25 protein-coding genes are annotated in these 22239 nt (G+C 32.4%); 14 read left to right on the top strand and 11 right to left on the bottom strand.

Annotated features, from left to right (window positions below; translation table 11 throughout):
* Positions 1-43: 43 nt before the first annotated feature.
* On the bottom strand, positions 44-1990 hold the full coding sequence (locus EYD46_RS00610; protein WP_130935119.1) for a peptidylprolyl isomerase: 1947 nt from the start codon (positions 1988-1990) through the stop codon (positions 44-46).
* A 139-nt stretch (positions 1991-2129) separates the two neighbouring features.
* Here EYD46_RS00610 and EYD46_RS00605 point away from each other — a divergent pair, with 139 nt between their 5' ends.
* Positions 2130-2366, top strand: coding sequence for a hypothetical protein (locus tag EYD46_RS00605; RefSeq protein ID WP_130935118.1), 237 nt, complete (start codon positions 2130-2132; stop codon positions 2364-2366).
* A 99-nt stretch (positions 2367-2465) separates the two neighbouring features.
* On the opposite strand, the gene EYD46_RS00600 is transcribed toward EYD46_RS00605, so the two are convergent.
* A complete protein-coding gene (locus EYD46_RS00600) occupies positions 2466-5234 on the bottom strand; it encodes a M16 family metallopeptidase (protein ID WP_130935117.1) in 2769 nt (922 codons plus the stop codon).
* A gap of 187 nt (positions 5235-5421) precedes the next feature.
* Between EYD46_RS00600 and EYD46_RS00595 the strand changes: the two genes are divergently transcribed.
* The 7 genes from EYD46_RS00595 (at position 5422) to EYD46_RS00565 (ending at position 11060) form a co-directional block, all read left to right on the top strand.
* Positions 5422-6186, top strand: a complete 765-nt coding sequence (locus EYD46_RS00595) for a ParA family protein (RefSeq protein WP_130935116.1) — start codon at positions 5422-5424, stop codon at positions 6184-6186.
* Positions 6187-6188: 2 nt separating this feature from the next.
* The gene (locus EYD46_RS00590; protein ID WP_130935115.1) at positions 6189-7106 is read left to right on the top strand and encodes a ParB/RepB/Spo0J family partition protein; all 918 of its coding nucleotides are present in this window, start codon (positions 6189-6191) and stop codon (positions 7104-7106) included.
* Positions 7096-7713: a DUF5683 domain-containing protein gene (locus EYD46_RS00585; protein ID WP_130935114.1), complete on the top strand. Its 618-nt coding sequence runs from the start codon at positions 7096-7098 to the stop codon at positions 7711-7713. The genes EYD46_RS00590 and EYD46_RS00585 overlap by 11 nt, the downstream gene beginning before the upstream one ends.
* A 26-nt stretch (positions 7714-7739) precedes the next feature.
* Positions 7740-8444 (top strand): 4-hydroxy-tetrahydrodipicolinate reductase, encoded by a 705-nt coding sequence (gene dapB, locus EYD46_RS00580; RefSeq protein WP_130935113.1) that lies wholly within the window; start codon positions 7740-7742, stop codon positions 8442-8444.
* Between the two features lie 68 nt (positions 8445-8512).
* Positions 8513-10099, top strand: a complete 1587-nt coding sequence (gene lepB, locus EYD46_RS00575; protein WP_130935112.1) for a signal peptidase I — start codon at positions 8513-8515, stop codon at positions 10097-10099.
* Positions 10100-10129: 30 nt separating this feature from the next.
* A complete protein-coding gene (locus EYD46_RS00570) occupies positions 10130-10750 on the top strand; it encodes a WbqC family protein (protein ID WP_130935111.1) in 621 nt (206 codons plus the stop codon).
* A 1-nt stretch (position 10751) separates the two neighbouring features.
* Entirely contained in the window at positions 10752-11060 is a 309-nt protein-coding gene (locus EYD46_RS00565) for a DUF6122 family protein (protein ID WP_130935110.1), read from the top strand.
* A gap of 4 nt (positions 11061-11064) precedes the next feature.
* On the opposite strand, the gene EYD46_RS00560 is transcribed toward EYD46_RS00565, so the two are convergent.
* The 8 genes from EYD46_RS00560 to EYD46_RS00525 all read right to left on the bottom strand — a co-directional run bounded on the left by EYD46_RS00560 (position 11065) and on the right by EYD46_RS00525 (position 17670).
* Entirely contained in the window at positions 11065-12090 is a 1026-nt protein-coding gene (locus tag EYD46_RS00560; RefSeq protein ID WP_130935109.1) for an endonuclease/exonuclease/phosphatase family protein, read from the bottom strand.
* A 129-nt stretch (positions 12091-12219) separates the two neighbouring features.
* Entirely contained in the window at positions 12220-13065 is an 846-nt protein-coding gene (locus tag EYD46_RS00555) for a rhomboid family intramembrane serine protease (RefSeq protein WP_130935108.1), read from the bottom strand.
* Positions 13062-13841: a rhomboid family intramembrane serine protease gene (locus EYD46_RS00550; RefSeq protein ID WP_130935107.1), complete on the bottom strand. Its 780-nt coding sequence runs from the start codon at positions 13839-13841 to the stop codon at positions 13062-13064. Before EYD46_RS00550 ends, EYD46_RS00555 begins: the two co-directional genes overlap by 4 nt.
* 3 nt (positions 13842-13844) lie before the next feature.
* Positions 13845-15698, bottom strand: coding sequence for a DNA mismatch repair endonuclease MutL (gene mutL / locus EYD46_RS00545; protein WP_130935106.1), 1854 nt, complete (start codon positions 15696-15698; stop codon positions 13845-13847).
* 6 nt (positions 15699-15704) lie between these two features.
* Positions 15705-15983, bottom strand: a complete 279-nt coding sequence (locus EYD46_RS00540; protein ID WP_130935105.1) for a riboflavin synthase subunit beta — start codon at positions 15981-15983, stop codon at positions 15705-15707.
* 18 nt (positions 15984-16001) lie between these two features.
* A complete protein-coding gene (locus tag EYD46_RS00535) occupies positions 16002-16220 on the bottom strand; it encodes a hypothetical protein (protein WP_130935104.1) in 219 nt (72 codons plus the stop codon).
* Between the two features lie 176 nt (positions 16221-16396).
* Complete coding sequence (gene ribH / locus EYD46_RS00530) at positions 16397-16888, bottom strand: 6,7-dimethyl-8-ribityllumazine synthase (RefSeq protein ID WP_130935103.1); 492 nt, start codon at positions 16886-16888, stop codon at positions 16397-16399.
* Positions 16889-16899: 11 nt separating this feature from the next.
* Positions 16900-17670: a tetratricopeptide repeat protein gene (locus EYD46_RS00525; RefSeq protein ID WP_130935645.1), complete on the bottom strand. Its 771-nt coding sequence runs from the start codon at positions 17668-17670 to the stop codon at positions 16900-16902.
* A 315-nt stretch (positions 17671-17985) separates the two neighbouring features.
* On the opposite strand from EYD46_RS00525, the gene recF reads away from it, so the two are divergent.
* From recF to EYD46_RS00505, 4 genes are all read left to right on the top strand, one after another.
* Entirely contained in the window at positions 17986-19065 is a 1080-nt protein-coding gene (gene recF / locus EYD46_RS00520) for a DNA replication/repair protein RecF (protein WP_130935102.1), read from the top strand.
* A gap of 96 nt (positions 19066-19161) precedes the next feature.
* Positions 19162-19458, top strand: a complete 297-nt coding sequence (locus EYD46_RS00515) for a DUF721 domain-containing protein (RefSeq protein WP_130935101.1) — start codon at positions 19162-19164, stop codon at positions 19456-19458.
* A gap of 155 nt (positions 19459-19613) precedes the next feature.
* Positions 19614-19805: a cold-shock protein gene (locus EYD46_RS00510; protein ID WP_130935100.1), complete on the top strand. Its 192-nt coding sequence runs from the start codon at positions 19614-19616 to the stop codon at positions 19803-19805.
* A gap of 107 nt (positions 19806-19912) precedes the next feature.
* The gene (locus EYD46_RS00505; RefSeq protein ID WP_130935099.1) at positions 19913-20104 is read left to right on the top strand and encodes a cold-shock protein; all 192 of its coding nucleotides are present in this window, start codon (positions 19913-19915) and stop codon (positions 20102-20104) included.
* An 80-nt stretch (positions 20105-20184) separates the two neighbouring features.
* Here the strand turns inward: EYD46_RS00505 and EYD46_RS00500 are convergent, their stop codons facing one another.
* A complete protein-coding gene (locus EYD46_RS00500) occupies positions 20185-20604 on the bottom strand; it encodes a nucleoside-diphosphate kinase (protein WP_130935098.1) in 420 nt (139 codons plus the stop codon).
* A 74-nt stretch (positions 20605-20678) separates the two neighbouring features.
* Here EYD46_RS00500 and EYD46_RS00495 point away from each other — a divergent pair, with 74 nt between their 5' ends.
* Both EYD46_RS00495 and gldI read left to right on the top strand, forming a co-directional pair.
* Complete coding sequence (locus tag EYD46_RS00495) at positions 20679-21698, top strand: DHH family phosphoesterase (protein WP_130935097.1); 1020 nt, start codon at positions 20679-20681, stop codon at positions 21696-21698.
* The gene (gldI, locus tag EYD46_RS00490) at positions 21691-22239 is read left to right on the top strand and encodes a gliding motility-associated peptidyl-prolyl isomerase GldI (protein WP_130935096.1); all 549 of its coding nucleotides are present in this window, start codon (positions 21691-21693) and stop codon (positions 22237-22239) included. Before EYD46_RS00495 ends, gldI begins: the two co-directional genes overlap by 8 nt.

Raw genomic sequence — 22239 nt, 5'->3', positions numbered from 1 at the left:
AATAAAAATTAGGATTATATTGAGGGATTTGATATGCAAAATACTAATTAATGTCTGCTTTAACCTTCTTAAAAACATCTGTATTAATAACCACCTTATATTTATTTTTAAGTTCTTCTAACCAAAGGTTTTCTTTATGTGTTTGATAATCACTTATTACTAACCCTTTAACTTCTTCATAAGGTTTTTGTTTTTCTGGAAATACGTTACTAACATTAGCTACTACAAAGCCATTGTTATGCTTACACACCTTTGAAATACCTTTCGTTAAATCAAAGTTTTTTGGTAATGCTTGATGCTCAGTCCCCATCGTATCAATAGTAAAAATTACATTAACCTTACCGTTTGTATTTACTAATGCCTTAATATCTTCTGCCGACATGTTCTCGCCCATGAGTTTAGCAACTTTCTTTATGATTTTTTTATTTGTTGAGGAAGCAACTTCTGCTTCTACCCTTACAGGCCACTTATATTTTTCTTTATGCGTTTCATAGAATTCTTTAACTTCTACAGAATCTGTTTTAGCAGATTTCCAAATAGTATTCTCCATTAAATCAAATAACAATAACCCATCTCTATATTCACTAAAAATATGAGCAAAGTCTTCATTTTCATTTTCAAGATTTTCTTCCTGATATTGCTTTAAATTTGAATTTAAAAACGCTTCATAGGTACTATAAACTATACCTTGAAAACTCTGTTTACCTCTAATTCGTTTTTGCTGAGATAATAATGCATCTGCAAAATCAGCATTTGTTAATTGTTTATCTCCAATTCTTACCAGAGGCAAATTACCTTTAAATTCCTTAGGTAATTCCCAAGTGCGTTTGTAAAAATCGTCATTTAATATAGACACAAAATAGCTTAAATCTGGCGTGTTATCTCCTATATTATATTTCTGCTTTAATTTAGCTATTAAAGCCTCTTCAATCAATTGCGAACGGGAATCTTTTTTTACTTTTTGTTCAAGCTCAGGCTTTATATTTTCAAAAGCACCAATAGGTTTTGCATTTACAAGTTTTAAGATATGCCATCCAAAATCTGTTTTCATAGGTTTGGATATATCGCCTTGATTCTGTAATGCAAATGCAGCTTCTTCAAATTCTGGCACACTCAGTTGTCCGCTAGAAAAGGGTTTGAGTAAACCTCCACTAGGTGCCGAATTTTTATCATCGGAAAACTCTTTAGCTAAGGCTTCGTATTCTTCTCCTTGTTGAATTTTCTTGTAAATCTCATTAATTCTCTTTTCAGCATTAGAGGCTTCACTTTCACTTTTTGGTATAATCATTATATGCTTAACAGTTCGTTCTCCACGAGCTTTGCGTCTATCTAAAACTTTAACAATGTGATAACCAAAACGTGTTCTAAAAGGTTGAGAAATATTACCTACTGGAGTACTATAAGCAGATTTCTCAAACTTATACACCATTTTAAATGCAGAAAACCAACCTAGTTCTTCTCCAAAAAGTGTTTTACCATTATGTATTTGCTTTCTAACAGTTTCAAATCCTTCTTCTAGAGCTCGCTCTCTTAAATTACTAATTTTATTGAAAGCTACTAATGTATCTTTAGGGCTCGCATCTTCTGCCACTCGTACTAGAATATGATTTGCCTTTACATCTGTGGTAATATGATCGTATGCCTCTTTCACCAATGTCTCATTTACTTCAGCATCGGTCATATAATTTTTTGCCAGCTGCTTTTTGTAATTCCCTAACTCTCTTTGGTATGAAGGTTTTTCATGTAATCCTTGTGCCTTAGCTTCCTGTAATTTTAATTTGTAATTTACAAACAACTTTAAATACTCTTCGACATCTTTTTGGGATTCATCCTGTACCAAATCTAAGTTTTTATTATAAACTCTTAAAAATTCTGAAACATATACAGGCTCCTCTGCAATAGTAAATAATACGTCTTTATTTTGCTTTTGAGCAAACCCAATAGTTATAAAAAATAATGGAAAAACTAGGATGCAATACTTTAATTTCATAGTAGAAAATTATTAATCAACAAGTGCAAAAATACTAATATATAGCTTTAAAACAAGTTGTGTTAACAAACGTGAATAAAGCAGTTTTATTTTAAGTTTTTCCTCTTAATTTAAGATCTTTGAAATCAAACAAAAGCCTATGCGACAATTAAAACTTATTTGGGATTTTCGTGGACCTGATGCCTTAAAAATTGCTGAACATCATGAAATTCACTTGAAAGAGTATATTAAAAGCCAAAGCCTAGTATTAAGCATAACTGGTTATCAAGCCATCAACACGTTACATGCTATAGCTTTTATGATAGTAAATGAAGATGAAATGAAGCCTGTTAGAGATGCTCTAAAACCTCATAGAGGACAGGTATATCAGCCATAGAGCTTTTACTATACGAAATATCTATGGCATTATATTTTGTCGTAAAAACAAAAGCCAAATCAAAAAAAGATTTGGCTCTTAAGTTTATGGATTTTTCAACTAATCTACCTTTTTCTCACTTTTAATTTCTGGTGCTTTTTCAAAATCTCCTGCGTTTACCACCGTCCAATTATCAAATGTTTTAAAGTATTTTTTTATGACTTTATTTACATCTTCCACTGTTAAAGAAGTTACTTTGTCTTCAATACCTTTGTAGAACATCATATCTCTATCATAATACAAGTTATTATTTATAGTTCTTGATAGTTCATTATCCTTTGCTCTAGATACACTTCTACCTTGCACCCAACTGGTAATAGCTACCTTCAATTCATCTTCTGTAATACCTTCATTAATATAACGCTCTATTTCTTCACTAAATCCTTTTTGTACTTTATCAGCATTCTCTGGCGCATAAATAGCATATACAAGTATTGATGATTTTGAATCTTTAGGGTCTCCATCTACATCTACTCTACCACCAGCACCATAACTTATACCATCTTTTTGACGTAATCTTCCTGCTATTCTGGAATTTAAAAACCCTCCACCAAATATTGAACTAGCGACTTGAAGTGCTGCATAATCCTCATCCACCACACTACCTTCAAAAGCCATTACACCAATACTGATAGCATTTTTCTTGTCTGGTGTTTTTATTTTCTCATTTATAGCATTGTTTTTTCTATACGGGTCTTCAATAGGCTTATAGGGTTTATCCACCTTAAAGTTGGCAAACTCAGTTTCAAAATAATTCTTTAGAGCGTTTTCATCTATATTCCCAATGGCTACTAAAGATGCATTGTCTGAAATACCATAAAACTCATCATAATAATTTTTGAGACCTTCAACTGTTATCGCATTTATGTTCTCAATGTCATCTTCAACTGATGTAGAATAAAGTGGATGTCCTTTTTTATAATGTTGATTTAAATTACCAAGGGCTTTACTTGCTAAAAACTGAGGTTCTGTTTTATTACGCTCAATATTTGCTAAATCTGCAGTTTTTAATTTCTCTAATTCTGCTTCATTAAACGTTGGGTTTTTCAACATATCTGTCATTAATGCTAAAGTTTCCATGAGATATTCTTCAGTAGTACTAATACGTGCGCTTATTCTTCCGTTACCTCCAGAAAGACTAACTGAAGATTTCAAAGCACTTAGCTTGTCTTCAATATCTTGCCTAGAATAATTTGTAGTCCCCTTATTTAGCATTCTAGCTGTGTAATTTGCTAATCGCCCTTTATTCATGAAATCATTAACATTACCATTTCTTATAACAAATAATAAGTTAACCGTTTTTCCTCGATTATTTTTCTTTATAAAACCATACTCTATTGGGGTTTTTTGAAGTTTTCCTGAGTTTAGTCGGTTTTGTATGTTTTCATAAGACACATCAAACGCTTCTCCTGCATCCAGCCCTTCTTTTCCTTTATAATTAGTAACTAATTCTTCTAAACCTTCAGTATGCTCAATTTCAACTCTAATGGGTTTCTTTGTAGGTATAAAATTTCCAACTGTACGGTTTGTATTAATTAAATAACGTTGTACAGCTGTATTTACTTTGTCTGCTGTCATGGCTTCTACCCTATCTCTTTGAATAAAAGATAGTCGCCAATCTCCTGCTCCAATAAACTCACTCATGAAGGTTCCTAAATACGAAGAGTTTCTTATTATTTGATCATACCTCTTAAGGATGTTAGATTTTGCCCTTTTTACTTCTTCTTCAGTAATTGGATTACTTTTTAAGTCATCCAAAAGATTTACCAAAGTGCTTTCTGCTTCATTTAAAGATTTATCTGAAGGTACATCAACATTAAAATACATAAAAGAAGGCTCTTTTGTAAATGGCGAAAAAGACCAAACTGAAGAAGCTTTCTTTTCGTCTACGAGGGCTTTGTATAATCTACCTGAAGGTTGATTTGTTAGTATATTCTCAGCCACGGCTAATGCAGCATAATCTTCATGAGATCCAGCTGGAGTGTGATACAATGCTGATACTATTTGCAAATCTCCTACACGACTTAAAGCCACATGTTTTTCTCCATCTTGAGCGGGCTCAATTGTTGGAATATCTCTTATAGGTGCATCGGGATTTTTAATAGCTCCAAACTTCTTTTCAATGAGTTTTAAAATTTTATCTCTTTCAAACTTACCCGTAACCATTAATACTGCATTATCTGGGCGGTAATATTTTTTATAAAATGCTTGTAGATTTTCTATAGGTACACGCTCTATATCAGAACGATTGCCTATAGTTGAATTCCCATAATTATGCCATAAAAATGCAGCACTAATTACTTTTTGCATTAAAACTCTTGTTGGAGAATTTTCTCCACTTTCAAATTCATTTCTTACTACAGAAAATTCGGATTCCAAGTCTTTTTTAGCTATATAAGAGTTTACCATCCTGTCCGCCTCTAGATCTAAAGCCCAGTCTAAATTCTCATCTGTAGCATTAAACGTTTCAAAATAATTAGTCCTATCGTACCAAGTAGTTCCATTAGGTCTTGCACCATGTTCAGTTAATTCTTTGGGAATATCTGGATGGTTTGGAGTGCCCTTAAACACCATGTGTTCTAATAAATGTGCCATACCCTTTTCTCCATAACCTTCATGTCTTGAACCTACCATATAAGTAATATTTACAGTTATGGTCTGAGCAGAATTATCAGGAAACAACAACACTTTTAATCCGTTATCTAAAACATATTCTGTGATACCTTCAACTTCAGCTGTCTTTTTAATCTGAGCATTAATTTGAAATGAAATGGTTGTGATAAATAAAATAACCGTAGCATTTCTTAAATAAGAATAATAGCTTTTCATAATATTAATTTTTAGTTTCTCAAATTTCCAATTTCAATTATATAATTTCTCACAATAAAATGTTAAACTTTTATCAGGTTAAACCCTTAAAACTAGCGATAACAGTCATTCAAACTATGTTAACAAGTTAGGTTTTTATTACTCGTAAATAATTGTATTTTTACGCATTAAAAAACCAAATCAATCAATGGGCAAAGTCATTGCAATTGCTAATCAAAAAGGAGGCGTAGGTAAAACCACTACTTCAGTAAACTTAGCTGCTTCGTTAGGTGTTCTAGAGAAAAAAATTTTATTGATAGATGCTGACCCACAAGCCAATGCGACTTCTGGGTTGGGTATTGATGTTGAAAGTGTGGAAATTGGCACATATCAACTTTTAGAACATACAAATTCCGCTAAGGAATCTGTAATTACCACAGAAACACCAAACTTAGACATCATACCTGCACATATAGATTTGGTTGCTATTGAAATTGAATTAGTTGATAAAGATGAGCGTGAGTATATGCTAAAAAAAGCATTAACAGATATTAAAGATGATTACGATTTTATTTTAATTGATTGTGCGCCTTCTTTGGGATTATTAACATTAAACGCATTAACTGCTGCAGATTCTGTTTTGATTCCAATTCAATGTGAATATTTTGCTTTAGAAGGATTAGGTAAATTGTTGAATACTATAAAAAGTGTGCAAAAAGTTCATAATCCAAGTTTAGATTACGAAGGGTTATTGCTTACGATGTACGACTCACGTTTAAGACTATCTAATCAAGTAGTGGAAGAGGTTCAAAAACATTTTAACGATATGGTATTTAACACCATAATTCAGCGAAATGTGCGTTTAAGTGAAGCACCCAGTTATGGCGAAAGTATTATAAATTATGATGCTGGTAGTAAAGGTGCAAGTAATTACTTAAGTTTAGCCGAAGAAATTATTACTAAAAACTCCTAATTATGGCGAAGGCAACCAAGAAACAAGCTTTAGGTAGAGGTTTATCTGCACTTCTTAAAGACCCCAGTAATGATATACAATCTGTTCAAGATAAAGGAGCTGATAAGGTTATTGGTAATATAGTTGAATTAGATATAGCTTCTATTGAGGTTAATCCGTTTCAACCTCGTACCAATTTCAGCGAAGAGTCTCTACAAGAGCTGGCGTCATCTATACGAGAATTAGGAATTATACAACCCATAACGGTAAGAAAATTAGAGTTTAATAAATACCAATTGGTCTCTGGAGAACGTCGTTATCGTGCTTCTAAGTTAGTAGGTTTACAAACTATCCCTGCTTACATTAGAATTGCTAACGATCAAGAATCTTTAGAAATGGCTCTAGTTGAAAATATTCAACGACAAGATTTAGATCCTATTGAAATAGCTTTGTCTTACCAACGATTGATTGATGAAATAAATCTTACACAAGAACAAATGAGTGAACGTGTAGGAAAAAAGCGTTCCACAATTGCCAATTATTTACGTTTATTAAAACTAGATCCCATTATACAAACAGGTATGAGAGATGGGTTCATCTCAATGGGCCATGGTCGTGCATTAATTTCTGTCGAAAATCAAAGCGAACAACTAGATATTTACGAAAACATCCTTTCAAAAAAACTATCAGTTAGAGAAACCGAAGACTTAATAAGGCAACACAATAATCCAAACACGGAAACCGCTACATCTTCTCTAAAAGATAATGCTTTAGAAGAAATGCCAAAGCATGTTAAAAAAGGCATAAAAGAATTTTCAGAATACTTTGGACATAAAATTGACGTTAAAGTTTCTAAAAATGGAAAAGGTAAAATTATTATCCCTTTTCATTCTGAAGAAGATTTCAACCGAATTAAAAAATTAGTGCAGCGTGCCAAATAAGCTCTTTTTAGCAGGTTTTACCGCTTTATGTTGTTGCTTTATTTCCTTTTCTCAAAATAAGGATAAATCAATTCAAGATAGCATCCCTTCAGCTTTAGTGGTTAAAGATACTATCGTAAAATCTAAAACCATCGACCCTTTACGTCCTGCAAAGGCAGCTTTTCTATCTGCTGTGTTTCCAGGTTTAGGCCAAGCTTACAATAAAAAATATTGGAAAATCCCTATTGTTTATGGTGCATTGGGTACTGGTATGTATTTCTATCTCACTAATGATAAAGAATACAGAAGATACAGAGATGCTTTTAGAAGACGATTAGCGGGTTTTCAAGATGATGAGTTTTATTTTGACTCTTCTGGAAATCAACTTTCAACGCCTAGAGTATCTGATGATGGACTTATTAGAGCACAACAACTATTTAGAAGAAATAAAGAGGTGTCACTTTTGGTTACTATTGGGCTTTACGCGTTAAATATTATTGATGCTAATGTAGATGCACATTTATTGCAATATAATGTAGATGAAAACCTTACCTTAGCACCGCATTATGAGCTTAACGACATAGATAATGGCAGCACCGTTGGGTTAAGTTTAAATTGGAAATTTTAGTCCATATTGGACATTAAGCAAAAGATATGAATATAGCTTTACTAGGATATGGTAGAATGGGGCAAACCATTGAAAAAATAGCAATAAGTAGAGGGCATGATATTATACTAAAAGTTGATAAGGATGATACAGATTACGACATCTCGAAAGCTGATGTAGCAATCGATTTTAGTATTCCCTCTGTAGCATTTAATAACATTACTAAATGTTTAGAGAATGGAGTACCTGTAGTTTCTGGAACCACTGGCTGGTTAGCAGATTATGATAAAGCAATTGCCTTATGTAAACAGAATAATGGGGCTTTTATTTACGCTTCAAATTTTAGTCTAGGTGTCAATATCTTTTTTGAGTTAAATAAAAACTTAGCTAAGATGATGAGTAATCTTTCTCAGTACAATGTTACTATGGAAGAAATTCATCATACTAAAAAATTAGATGCTCCTAGTGGAACTGCCATTACCTTAGCAGAAGGTGTTATTGAAAATAACGCAAACTACGACACTTGGAAACTAGATGAAACTAACGAAAAATCTATTCCTATAGTTGCTAAACGCATTGAAGATGTTCCTGGCACACATACCGTTAATTATGCAAGTGAAGTAGACTCTATCACTATAGAGCATATAGCACATAACCGACAAGGTTTTGCTCTTGGTGCAGTTGTAGCTGCTGAATGGTTGGTAGGAAAAACAGGAGTATTCTCTATGAACGATGTGTTAAATATAGGTTAACACAACTAATTATTGTAACAAGATTTACGTTTTTCGCTCTAATGAACTTATTATAAAACATAAAGAAGATGACTCTTACTCAGTGGCTTGTATTTTTATTAATCATTCAAATCATACATGGATTAGGTACTTGGAAGCTATACATTAAGGCAGGACGACAAGCTTGGGAAGCTTTTGTTCCTATCTACAATGGCGTTGTTTTGATGAAGATCATTAATCGCCCTTGGTGGTGGGTTATTTTACTATTTCTACCTATTGTGAATCTCATAATGCTAATGGTAGTATGGGTAGAAACTGCTAGGAGTTTCGGAAAAAACACATATCTAGATACGTTTTTAGCCATTGTTACCTTAGGGTTTTATAATTATTATTTGAATTATGTTGCTAATGTAAGTTACGTTGAAAACAGAAGTTTAATGCCAAAATCTGGATCTGGGGAATGGACCAGCTCTATTTTGTTTGCTATAGTTGCAGCCACTATTGTGCACACTTATTTTATGCAACCTTTTACGATTCCTTCTTCATCTCTTGAAAAGTCGTTATTGGTTGGAGACTTTTTATTTGTTAGTAAATTTCATTACGGTGCTAGAGTACCTATGACTACAGTTGCTGCGCCAATGGTACATGATACTATTCCGCTAGCAGGAGTTAAATCTTATGCCTTTAATGACAACTACGAAAAACGTAACTCCTCTTGGATAAACAAGCTACAATTACCTTACGTGCGTATTCCGGGATTTCAAAAAATAAAGCGAAATGATATAGTAGTTTTTAATCAGCCTGCTGATACCTTGTTGGACATGAACGATTTTACTCCAGATAGAAATTATTACAAACCTATTGATAAAAAAACTAATTTAGTTAAGCGATGTGTTGGTTTGCCAGGAGATTCATTAGAAGTTAGAGATGGTTATGTTTTTATCAATGGTAAACAAAATGAACTTCCAGATAGAGCTAAACTGCAATTTAGCTATAACGTTAAACCTAAATCAAGGACTTTTAACTCCAATTATCTAGCTGAGCGTTATGATATAACTGATGGTGCCTTCCCTACCAACCAGCAATACTCTAATTATTATATTCCAGCAATGACAGATGAAGCGTACACAAGCTTTAAAAATCACCCAAATGTTGCTGCCGTTAAAATAAATAAACAAGCTAAAGGACAACGAGATTCTAGTACGTTTCCACACTCGCCAGATTACCCTTGGAATGTTGATTTCTTTGGTCCTATTTACATACCAAAAAAAGGAGTTACTATAGATATTAACCTAGAAGTTTTACCGCTTTATAAACGTGTGATTACAGAATACGAGGGCAACACCCTTAATATTGAGGGTAACCAAATAAAAATAAACGGTAAAACAGCAAGTACTTATACATTTAAACAAGATTACTACTGGATGATGGGAGACAATCGTCATAACTCTATTGACGCCAGACGTTGGGGATTTGTACCTTTTGACCATGTTTTTGGGAAAGCAGTTTTTATTTGGATGAGTTGGGATGGTTTTCCTAACCCTAGGCTAGAACGTTTTTTCACGACTGTACATAGTAGTGGTAAACCAACTTCATATTTTATCCCATTTTTAGTTTTACTATTTGGATGGATAGGATTTAACACTTGGAGAAAACGTAAAAAATCTAAGTCTTAAAAGTCTATAAATATTGGATAATTGTCAAATATGGAAATACTAATCCATCCTACATATTTTCCAAACATAGCGCACTTTGTAGCCATAGCAAAATCAAAAAAAATCACTTTTGAATTTGCTGATAGTTTTGTGAAACAAACCTATCGTAATCGATGTTATATTTATGGTGCAAATGGTAAATTACCCTTAACTATTCCGGTAATTTACTCTCAAAAAAACAGACAACTTTATAAAGATGTTAAAATTTTTAGTGATGATAAATGGCAATTACAGCATTGGAAATCTTTGGAATCTGCGTATCGCACCTCTCCATTTTTTGAGTTTTATGAAGACGAATTAAAACCTCTATTCTTTGAAGAAACTACATTTTTAATGGACTTTAATTTAAAATGCTTTTACACTATATGCGACTGTTTACAATTAGAAATAGAAACATCTAAAACTAAAATTTTTGAAAAACCATTGAATCATAAAAGCGATTTTAGATTCTTGGTAAACGCAAAAAATGAAATCAATTTCGGTTTTGAACACTATACTCAAGTTTTTGCAAATAAGCATGGTTTTATATCAAACTTAAGTATTCTAGATTTACTCTTTAACGAAGGCCCAAACGCACTAAATTATTTAGAATCTCAAACCTTAGCAGTATAATATGATACAGCCTTTAGCACATTACGGGTGTCACTTCTTGCTACCGCTATTAGTTGCTGTGTTATGCTTTAAATCAAACTGGAAAAAAGCCTACTTAATAATGCTTGCAGGGCTACTAATTGATCTAGATCATTTACTAGCAACACCTGTTTTTGATCCTAACAGATGTAGTATCGGGTTTCATCCGCTACACTCTTCATTCGCTATTTTATTTTACATTTTTTTATGTATTCCTAAAACATCGCGTCTGGTAGGTTTAGGGTTGGTAATTCACATTGTAGCAGATATGGTAGATTGCTCCTTTATGTAATATATTACTGTTTCAAATCTAAAGTAGTCATGATAGGGTAATGATCAGAATAATGTGTATTATAGGCCTTAAAACCATTCACATTAAAACTATCGTCTGATAATATAAAATCGATTCTAATAGGAAAAAATTTAAAATCATAAGTTCTCCCAAATCCATTACCCGCCTCTTTAAAGGTGTCGTTTAAATCGCCTTTAATCTCCCTATAAACATAAGAAAACGCAGTATTATTAAAGTCTCCGCTAATAATCATCTTGTAATTACACTGATTTTTATGTAGCAAGAATAACTCCGTTTGAAATTGTTGCATTTTAAATGTGTTCCCTACACGCTTAAAGAGCCTCTCAGAATTTTCTTTTTTTAGGCTTTCAGTATTCGTATCAATGCGCATAGATTCTAAATGTAAATTATACACACGCACTGTATCAGACTGTATTTTAACATCAATATAAATTGCATTGTTAGATGTTTCTGGAAATTCTACCGAACCAGAATTTATAATAGGAAAATTCGAAAAAATTGCTTGTCCGTATTTATTTTTTGCACCAGATAGTTTTTCGTATTTGTACTTAAAAAAAGATAAATCGATATTCTTGTGAGGATGATATTCTTGTAAACTCAAAATATCTGGTGCTTCTTCTTTTATTAAGTCTACAATTTTAGTCTCTATGCTATCTTTTGAAATCCATTTATACAAGTTAAACAAGCGCACATTATAATTCATCACTTTAAAATTAGTATTAGACGCTACTTGTTTTGAAGATGAGAACTTATAAAGTGATCCGAATGAAAAATAACCAATAGCCAAAACTACTAGTGATAGCATAAACTTCTTTTTAAGTTTAACTAACCAATAGAGAAAAAATAATACATTTATTAAAATCAACAGTGCTACACCTAAGCTTAAAACCGAAAGGATGGAAAATGTTTTGGGAGGTAAAAAAGGTAAAACAAAAGACAGTAATAAAACAACAGCCAATATTCTATTGATGAACCACAGAATTTTATCAATAAAACTTGTTTTTGCCATAGTTATAGATGATTGATGACAGTTGATTAACGACCGATGTTATTTAATATTACTTCTGAAAGCCATCAGCATATTCATTAGACGAAAGATTTGTTGTAGCTTTCCGAAAAGATCTTCATTTATCCATCATCACTTTCCCGCTCTGAAAAGATAATCTTTTTCCTCAGCAGTTAAACTATCATAACCGCTTTTACTAATTTTATCTAAGATAACATCAACTTTCTTTTGATTGTTAAACTCATTAAAATCTGCTTTAGTATATCCCCCTACTTTACTTTTATTTTTATGTACTGTTTTAAGAGAACTCTTCTTTTTAAACTTGAAGAAACCAATAAAAGTATCCATAAATTTTTCAAAGCCCTTACCTATATCTTTTCCTTTGGTAAGTTGTTTAGCATAGACAAACCCTAACAATGCACCTCCTAAATGTGCTAAATACCCTCCTCCATTATCTCCAAAAAGACGCAATACATCTAGCGCAACAACAAAAGCGCCTATATACCATAATTTAATGTTAAAGGTAAAAATACGTACGTCTTGATTGGGCATGTACGCACATAAAAAAATAAGTATAGCCATTACAGCAGCTGAAGCCCCAACAAGAGGAATACCCAGTGCACTTTTGGGTAAAAACTCAAAAAATAACAAATAAAAAATCCCTCCAGAAATTGCACCCAAAAAGTAAATATTAAGTGCCATTTTAGAAGAAAAAAGGTTTAAAAACATACGCCCAACAAAATAGAGTAAAAGCATATTAAACAGTAAATGCAAAAACTCATAATGTATAAAAGCATAAGTGATTATACTCCATGGTCGTAATATAAACTTTCTAAACTCACTAGGCAATTCTAACCAAGACAACAGTGGAGACAGCACATAACTTGAAAGAAAAACTACAATATTAACTATGATGATTTTCTCCAGTACATTAAGCCTCGATAACTTTTCTTTTATATCTTGATTTAAAGACGTCATCTATCCCAGCGATTTTTATTAAACTGCGTTTTTTTCCAATACCACATAATAAAAGCTCCGGTTATTGCTCCTCCCACATGGGCAAAATGGGCAATATTACCATATCCAAAAATAGATTGTCCGCTTAGCCCTGAGATTAAATCAAGCAATATAATACCTGGAATAAAGTATTTAGCTTTTATAGGAATTGGTAAAAAAATAAGCATTAATTCCGCATTAGGATTCATCATCCCAAAAGCGGCCATTATACCCATTAAACAACCAGATGCCCCAACCATAATACCATTAAAATTACCAACTATATCTCTTAATTGTTCTGTATCCAGAACAGACTCCCAACGTCTATCATAAGTATTAAAACTTGATTTTAAAGTTTGATAAATTTCTGTTTGATTGAAACCAGCATTCTCTAATACAGATAAGACACTATTAAACTCAAAATAATTATAGGCTATCTGTAATGCCACAGCTCCTAGACCAGCAGATATATATATAAATATGAAGCGTTTTGATCCCAAAACTTGTTCTACAGAAGAGCCAAACATCCAAAGACCAAACATATTAAAAAGCAAATGTGTAATGCTTATATTTTGTAAATCTCCACCACCATGCATAAACATGTGAGTGAAAATTTGCCAAGGTTGAAACGCTTCATTTTTAGGAAAATGCATAGCAAACCATTCATAAAAAGCACCGTTAGCCACAAATAATGTCCCTACAAACATTATCACGTTAATGATAATTAAATGCTTTACGGTATCCGTAATCCTCATCATAATCTAAATAAATTTTTTATCTAACTCATCTGTACCTAAAGTAATAAAAGTTACTCTGTTAGTTGGTGATACATTAGGTTCTTTACAGGCAAATAATTTGTTAACGATATGTTCTTGCTCATCCTTTTGTAACGATTGCCCCGCTTTAATCGCTAAACTTTTAGACATAGATTTTGCTAATAAATCAGTAGCACTAAAATTGGCATCTGGGACTTCGTTTTGCACATCACTAATTAACTGCTCTAGAATAATTGAAATTTCACTTTCTGGCACCATTACTGGTACACCTTTAATTTCTATAGATTCTTCTGTTATATTGGAAAACACAAAACCTGTGTGCTCTAAATCGTCTTGTAATTGCTTCACTATTTCCATTTCGTGTACTGAGAAATGTAATTCTAACGGAAATAGTAACTGTTGGCTTACGCCTTCCTTTACAGTTATATCTCTTAGAAAGTCTTCATATAAAATACGTTGATGCGCTCTATACTGGTCTATAACCAACATGCCTGATTTTATTGCACTTAAAATATATTTATTATGCAATTGATATGTAGAACTAGCTGTTTCAGAAGTATCTTTTTCATCAAATAATGCGCTAGTCTTTTCTTCACTTTCAAAAGTAATCTCACTAAAACCTGTGGATGAATCATTACTCTTAGATTCTAATCCCACATAGAGACTTTCCCAATGCTCTGCTGGTTCTTTTTTGAAATGTGTTGTTGACTTCCCTGAAGTAGCTTTTGATTCTTGAAATGGATTAAAACCATTATCTACTTCTATTCTTGGAGTTTTTGATGGTGTTCCTTTTAAATTGTATGGCGTATCTAAAGTCGCATCACGCTCAAAATCTAAAACTGGTGCTATATTAAACTGACCTAAACTATGTTTTACTGCAGAACGCAAAATAGCATATAGCGTATGTTCATCATCAAACTTAATTTCTGTTTTAGTTGGATGAATATTTATATCAATAGTTTGCGGGTTTACCGTTAGATTTAAAAAATAACTTGGGTGTGTACCCGTTTTTAAAAGTCCTTCAAAAGCCGATAAGATCGCATGATTTAAATATGCACTTTTAATAAAACGATTGTTTACAAAAAAGTACTGTTCCCCTCTGGTTTTTTTGGCAAACTCTGGCTTACCAACAAAACCTGAAATCTTTAAAACCTCAGTATCTTCTTCTACAGGTACTAACTTTTCATTAGTTTTATTTCCAAAGATATTTACAATACGTTGGCGGTAATTACTAACTGGTAGGTTAAAGCTTTCACTACCGTTATTGTATAATGAAAAACTAATATTTGGATGCGCTAATGACACTCGATGAAACTCATCTATAATATGTCTTAATTCTACCGTATTGGATTTTAAAAAATTACGACGCGCTGGAATGTTAAAAAATAAATTCTTTACCGAAAGCGAAGTACCTTTAGGTGTAACTACAACCTCCTGAGAAGTAACTTCACTACCCTCAATTAAAATACTTGTTCCAATATCATCTCCTTCTTGCTTTGTTTTTAACTCTACATGAGCTATAGCTGCTATACTTGCTAGCGCTTCACCTCGAAACCCTTTGGTATTTAATTGAAATAAGTCATCGGCATTTCTAATCTTAGATGTGGCGTGTCTTTCAAAGCTTAACCGTGCATCTGTAACACTCATCCCCTTACCATTATCAATAACTTGGATAAGTGTTTTTCCTGCATCTTTTACAATGAGTTTTATAACATCTGCTCCTGCATCAATAGCGTTTTCTAACAGCTCCTTAACTACAGAAGAAGGTCGTTGTACAACTTCTCCAGCAGCTATTTGATTCGCTACATGATCTGGTAAAAGTTGGATAATGTCTGCCATATAAAATTATGAGAAGAATATAGATAAATCGAAACCAATGATTAATAAAAATAGTAAAAGCAAAACTGCAGCTATAATTATTACACGACGATTAGCTTCTCTATTTTCGTTAGTTTTATAATCGGCTATAGCGTTGATAAATTTAGATTTTATACCATTATTATTACCCACGGTTGTACGGTGTTCATCAAACTTATGTTTAATCTCATAAGGATTTCCCTCTCCCTTGTAATATCTAGGTGTATAATCAAACTTCTTATTTTTTCTAACTTTTAATATTCCCATGAGTTCTCGGTTTTAAGATTACATATACTTTTTTTCTAACAAATACATGCAAATCAATAATAATACCAAAGCCAAGATTAAAAAGCGTATAGATAAACCTCCTCTAACTTTTTTACCATTTTCTTTACGCCACTTTAAAGTAAAGTCATTTTTTCCATCTTCAATTTCAGAAGCATTACTATCTTTTGAAAAACGAGGTTTATAATTAAAGGTTTTATGTTTTCGCTGCTTAAACAAACTATTACGCTTATCTTCTCAAAAGTACTTAAAAAACGATAAAAATACAGGTGTAGACTGCTAAAAATTGTTAACAAACAGCATAGGCAAATTCCAAAAATATAAAAACCAAATTCCAATAGATGTCACATCCTTATTAGGGTATCTTTTGGGATTTAGGTTTTGGAATGTATTATTTATATTCTACTACTATTACGAAGTTCGGCCATTTTTATAGCTGCTATAGCAGCTTCAGTGCCTTTATTACCATGCTTCCCTCCAGAACGTTCAATGGCTTGCTGCATATTATTATCTGTAAGTACACAAAAAATTATCGGAGTTTCGTTTAGGATGTTAAGGTCTTTTATACCTTGGGTAACGCCTTCGCAAACAAAATCGAAATGCTTAGTCTCTCCTTGAATTACACTTCCAATAGCAATCACAGCATTTACATTTTGTTCTTGCATTTTTTTGCAGCCATAGATTAGCTCAAAACTACCAGGCACATCCCAGCGTATGATATTTGATGCCAATACGCCGTTTTCAATTAGAGCATTATAAGCGCCTTTAAAAAGACCTCCTGTAATGGTATCATTCCACTCTGAAACAACAATCCCAAACCGAAAGTTCTTCGCATCTGGGATTGTTGCTTTATCGTATTCTGATAAATTTTTATTTTCAGTAGCCATATACTATGGGATTACTTACTCGCTATTACTTCAGCCTTTCCTATAAAAACATCAATAGTTGATGCTTCACTAGAATCTGGATACTCTTCTTTTATACGTTTAAAGTATTCTAGTGCTTTATCTGCTTTTCCTAACTGTAATGCTAAAGCTCCAGCTTTATATAGATACATTGGTGTTGTATAACCGTTATCTCTAAGTGCAATGGCCTTTTCGTAATATCCTAAAGCATCTTCTGGTTGATCTAGTTGTACAAAAGCATCGCCAATATTACCTTGGGCTAGAGGTGCTAAAACCTCATCATCACTTTTAAATTCACTTAAATATGATACAGCGTTTTTGTAATCTTTTAATCTTAAATAAGCTGTACCTGCATAGTAGTTTGCTAAATTGGCTGCTGGTGTTCCACTATATTCATCGATAATATCCAACATACCAAATTTACCTTCGCCCCCGTTTAAGGCTAAAGTGAACAGAGAATCTTTTGCTACACCGTTTACTGCTTCATTAAAAAACTTTTGTGCTTGAAACATATCGTTCATAGCATTAAGTTGCTTGGGTTTAGCAACATATTCTTTATAAGCTAACGATCCTAAAACAGCCGCTGCTACAACACCTACAATAATGAAAATATATTTTTGGTTTTTAGCTACAAATGCTTCGGTTTTTGATGCCGTTTCATCTAGCGTATTAAAAACCTCAGCAGTTGTTGATCCTTCTTCTATATTTTGCTCCTTCTCTGCCTTAGTTTTTGGTTTAAATCCTCTTTTCTTATAAGTTGCCATATCTTGAAAATTATCGTCGCGCAAAAATATAATTTTTCTTCATAACTAAAAGGCTATTTATTTGTTATTTTTCAATAATTTGCACTTCTTTTTGTTATATATGCAAGCTGAGTTTAATTCTTCGTAAAAGAATTTGATAAAAAACTATAATTACAGATTTGTAATATTATGGTGGCGGATATGCCCGCGTTAAGGATTGAACGGCATGTTTAAAATCCCCGACGCAGGAGGGATTGAGTAGTGAAAGCCTGACCCCTTGTGGGTAACGCCAAAAAAAGAATTTAAAATTACACACGTATTAAGCGACATAACCCAATGATTTTAAAATCACTTTCATTAGTAAACTATAAAAATTTTGAAAGTCAATCCTTTAATTTCAATGAAAAAATAAATTGTTTTGTTGGAAATAATGGTGTTGGAAAAACTAATATTTTAGATGCTATTTATCATTTATCCTTTGGCAAGAGTTACTTCAACCCCATTGCACTTCAAAACATAAAACATCATGAAGATTTTTTTGTAATTAATGGCGATTACCAAAAGAAAGAAAAGCACGAAAAAATTAGTGTTAGTTTAAAGCGTGGACAGAAGAAAGTAATAAAACGCAATGGGAAAGCATACGAAAAATTTAGTGAGCATATTGGCTTTTTACCTCTTGTGATTATTTCTCCTGCGGACAGAGATTTAATTATTGAAGGGAGTAGTACACGCCGCAAATTTGTAGATAGCGTTATTTCCCAGAGTGACAAAAATTATCTTACACAGCTTATTAATTACAATAAAGTTTTAGCACAACGCAATGCTTTATTAAAGTATTTTGCTTTAAACCATACGTTTAATGCTGATACATTAGGTGTATATAACGAACAACTTACTGAATATGGCACGGCAATTTATGAAAAAAGAGATACGTTTTTAAAAGCATTTATTCCTATTTTTAAAATGCGTTATGAAGCAATAAGTAATGGGAACGAACAAGTGGATTTGGTATATGAAAGTCATTTATCTAAAGGCGACTTAAACACATTATTAACCAATAGCTTAGCTAAAGATAAGGCTTTACAATATACTAATGTTGGTATTCATAAAGATGATTTAATATTTCATATAGAAGGGCATCCTGTAAAGAAATTTGGTAGCCAAGGGCAACAAAAATCATTTTTAATTGCACTGAAATTAGCGCAGTTTGACTTTATTAAAACGCAAAGTGGCGTTAATCCTATTTTATTACTGGATGACATTTTTGATAAATTAGACGAACAACGTGTTGCTCAAATTATTAAATTAGTAGATAATGAAAATTTTGGACAGCTATTTATAAGTGATACTCATGCCAATAGAACTGAAAATGCTGTGAAACAAGTACATCAGAGTTATGAGATTTTTAAGTTATGAATAGATTAGTAGGTAGACTTTAGTACTTAGTAATGAGAACTAAATACCATACACTGAAATACTAATTACTGAATACTAAACACTAAATATTAAAAAATGCCCAAACGTAACAACGAACACATCAGTATTAAAGACGCTCTAAAAGAGTTTGTAGAAACCAACAAGCTAGAAAAAGGCCTAAATAAAGTAAATGCTGCCGAAGCTTGGGCAAAATTGATGGGTAATGGTGTTAACAATTATACTACTTCCGTAAAACTTGATCGAGATACGCTTTATATACAATTAAGCTCTAGTGTACTTAGAGAAGAATTAAGCTATGGTAAACAAAAAATAATAACCATGATAAATGAGGAATTGGGCAAGGAGATTGTAAAAAAGTTGATATTACGTTAAAACACCTAGTACCTTCAAATAGTTTTAACATTTATACTACTGTTTACAAGCCTTTTAAGGCTTATTTGTGGGTTTGAAGAAAATAAAATGTAAATAATTGATTTACAATTATTTTAAACATTACCTTTGCGTTTTAATAATTTAATTTTTTTAACATGAGTACAGGAACAGTAAAATTCTTTAATGATTCAAAAGGATATGGATTCATTACAGAAGAAGGTTCAAACAAAGAACATTTTGTTCACATTTCTGGATTAATTGACGAAGTTCGCGAAGGTGATAACGTTGAATTTGATCTTCAGGAAGGAAAAAAAGGTTTAAACGCAGTAAACGTAAAAGTTATTTAATATATGCTTTAAGATTTACAATAAAAAGTCTATTGCTTTTTAAAATAGACTTTTTTTTGTGGCACTAATTTTGATTACACAATTACATTAATTTAATATTTAACACAATGAGTAAAGGAACAGTAAAATTCTTCAACGATTCAAAAGGATTCGGATTTATAACTGAAGAAGGTTCAAACAAAGAACATTTTGTTCACATTTCTGGATTAGTAGACGAGATTCGCGAAGGTGATGAAGTTGAATTCGATTTACAGGAAGGTAGAAAAGGTTTAAACGCAGTAAACGTAAAAGTAATCTAATATATATTATTTCACTTTTTTATTACAAAAAACCCAAGACAATTGTCTTGGGTTTTTCATTTTATAAACTTTTCTCGAATTTAGAACTGCTCTCTTCCTGAAAAGTGGAAAGCTCCTTCAATAGCAGCATTGTCATCACTATCGCTACCGTGTACTGCGTTTTCGCTAATAGAATCTGCATACATTTTTCTAATAGTACCTTCAGCAGCATCAGCAGGATTTGTAGCACCTATTAAAGTTCTAAAATCTGCAACTGCGTTATCTTTTTCTAAAATTGCAGCCACTATAGGTCCGCGTGTCATATATTCTACTAAATCAGGAAAAAATGGACGCTCTTTGTGTATCGCGTAAAATTCTTGCGCGTCTGCTTTAGTCATTTGTGTTAATTTCATCGCCACAATTCTAAATCCTGAAGCAGTAATTTTTTCTAATATTGCACCAATATGCCCTTTTTCAACTGCATCTGGTTTAAGCATTGTAAATGTTCTGTTTGTTGCCATTTCATTTTTATTTGGCGCAAAAGTAACGTATTTTCAACGAAAAGCAAGGTTAAAAAATTGTATATTCGTCCCTTATGAACACAAACGACATTAAGGCGATTAAACAACTATTAAATACGCCAAAACACATAGTAATAGTACCTCACAAAAACCCTGATGGAGATGCCATTGGTTCCACTCTGGGTTTATATCATTTTTTAAAAAAATACCATCATAATATTCAGGTTATTACCCCTAATGATTATCCTGAATTTTTAAAATGGGTTCCAGGAGAAAACACCATATTAAAGTACGATACTCAAACAGAAGATTGCAATAAAGCTATTGAAAACGCTGATATTATTTTTACTTTAGATTTTAATGCGTTTCATAGAACTGGTGCAATGGAACCAATACTTGAAAGTGCAACAGCGATTAAAATTTTAATTGACCATCATCAGGAACCTGATGATTATGCCACTTATATCTATAGTGATGTGAGTATGAGTTCTACCTGTGAAATGATATATCATTTTATAGACATGTTAGGCAGCGCAGATAATGTTGATGCGGAGATTGCTACCTGTTTATATTTGGGAATTATGACAGATACCGGTTCATTTAGATTCCCATCAACAACTAGTACAACACATCGTATTGTTGCTGAACTCATAGATAAAGGCGCAAAAAACACAGATATTCACAATAATGTTTTCGATACTAATAGCTATAACCGCCTACAATTATTAGGTTGTGCGCTTTCTAATTTAAAGGCTCTACCTGAATTAAGAACTGCTTACATTACTTTATCTCAAGAAGAATTACGAAGGTTTGATTACAAAAAAGGAGATACTGAAGGTATTGTAAATTATGCCCTTTCTTTAGAAAACATCATCTTTGCAGCTATTTTTATTGAAGACAAACAAGAAGGTATTATCAAGATCTCTTTACGCTCTAAGGGCAACTTCTCTGTAAACGAATTTTCAAGAACACATTTTAATGGAGGCGGACACAATAATGCAGCTGGTGGGCGTAGTGAAACATCACTAAAATCAACAGTTGAAAAATTTCTTAGTATATTGCCTGAGTATAAAGATGCCCTAAATCATGAATAAATTCGTCACATTAATACTAATCTGTCTTATTAGCTTTAGTTGTAAAACTCCTGAGGCTCGTAAACCCATTTCGGTAAAATCTGGTTCTTTTATCGACGAGTCCGTTGAAAGAAATAAAAAGCTTAATGCTAAAGAACAAGCTTTAATTCAAGACATAATGTCGGCTAATGATACTAATGAGTACATTGCTTCAGAAAATGGATTTTGGTATTACTACAATATAAAAACAGATGAAGAAACAGCATTAACCCCTGGTTTCGGGGATGTTGTAAACTACTCTTATCATCTTAAAAACTTAAATGGCGACTTGATTTATCCAGCAGATTATTTTAAAAATCTTAATTATACCATGGATAAACAAGAACTGTTTACTGGACTTCGTGAAGGTTTAAAATTAATGAAGCCGGGAGAAACAGTTACGTTCCTTTTCCCATCACAAAAAGCTTATGGATATTACGGCGATGAGAATAAAATTGGCACCAACATCCCTTTAATTGCCAAAGTTACCCTAAATTCTATTACTCAAAAACAAAATAACTAA

It is taken from the genome of Hyunsoonleella pacifica, from assembly GCF_004310335.1.
Lineage (GTDB): Bacteria > Bacteroidota > Bacteroidia > Flavobacteriales > Flavobacteriaceae > Jejuia > Jejuia pacifica.
Note: the sequence above shows the minus strand (reverse complement) of the source record. Positions and strands in the feature narration are given on the sequence as shown.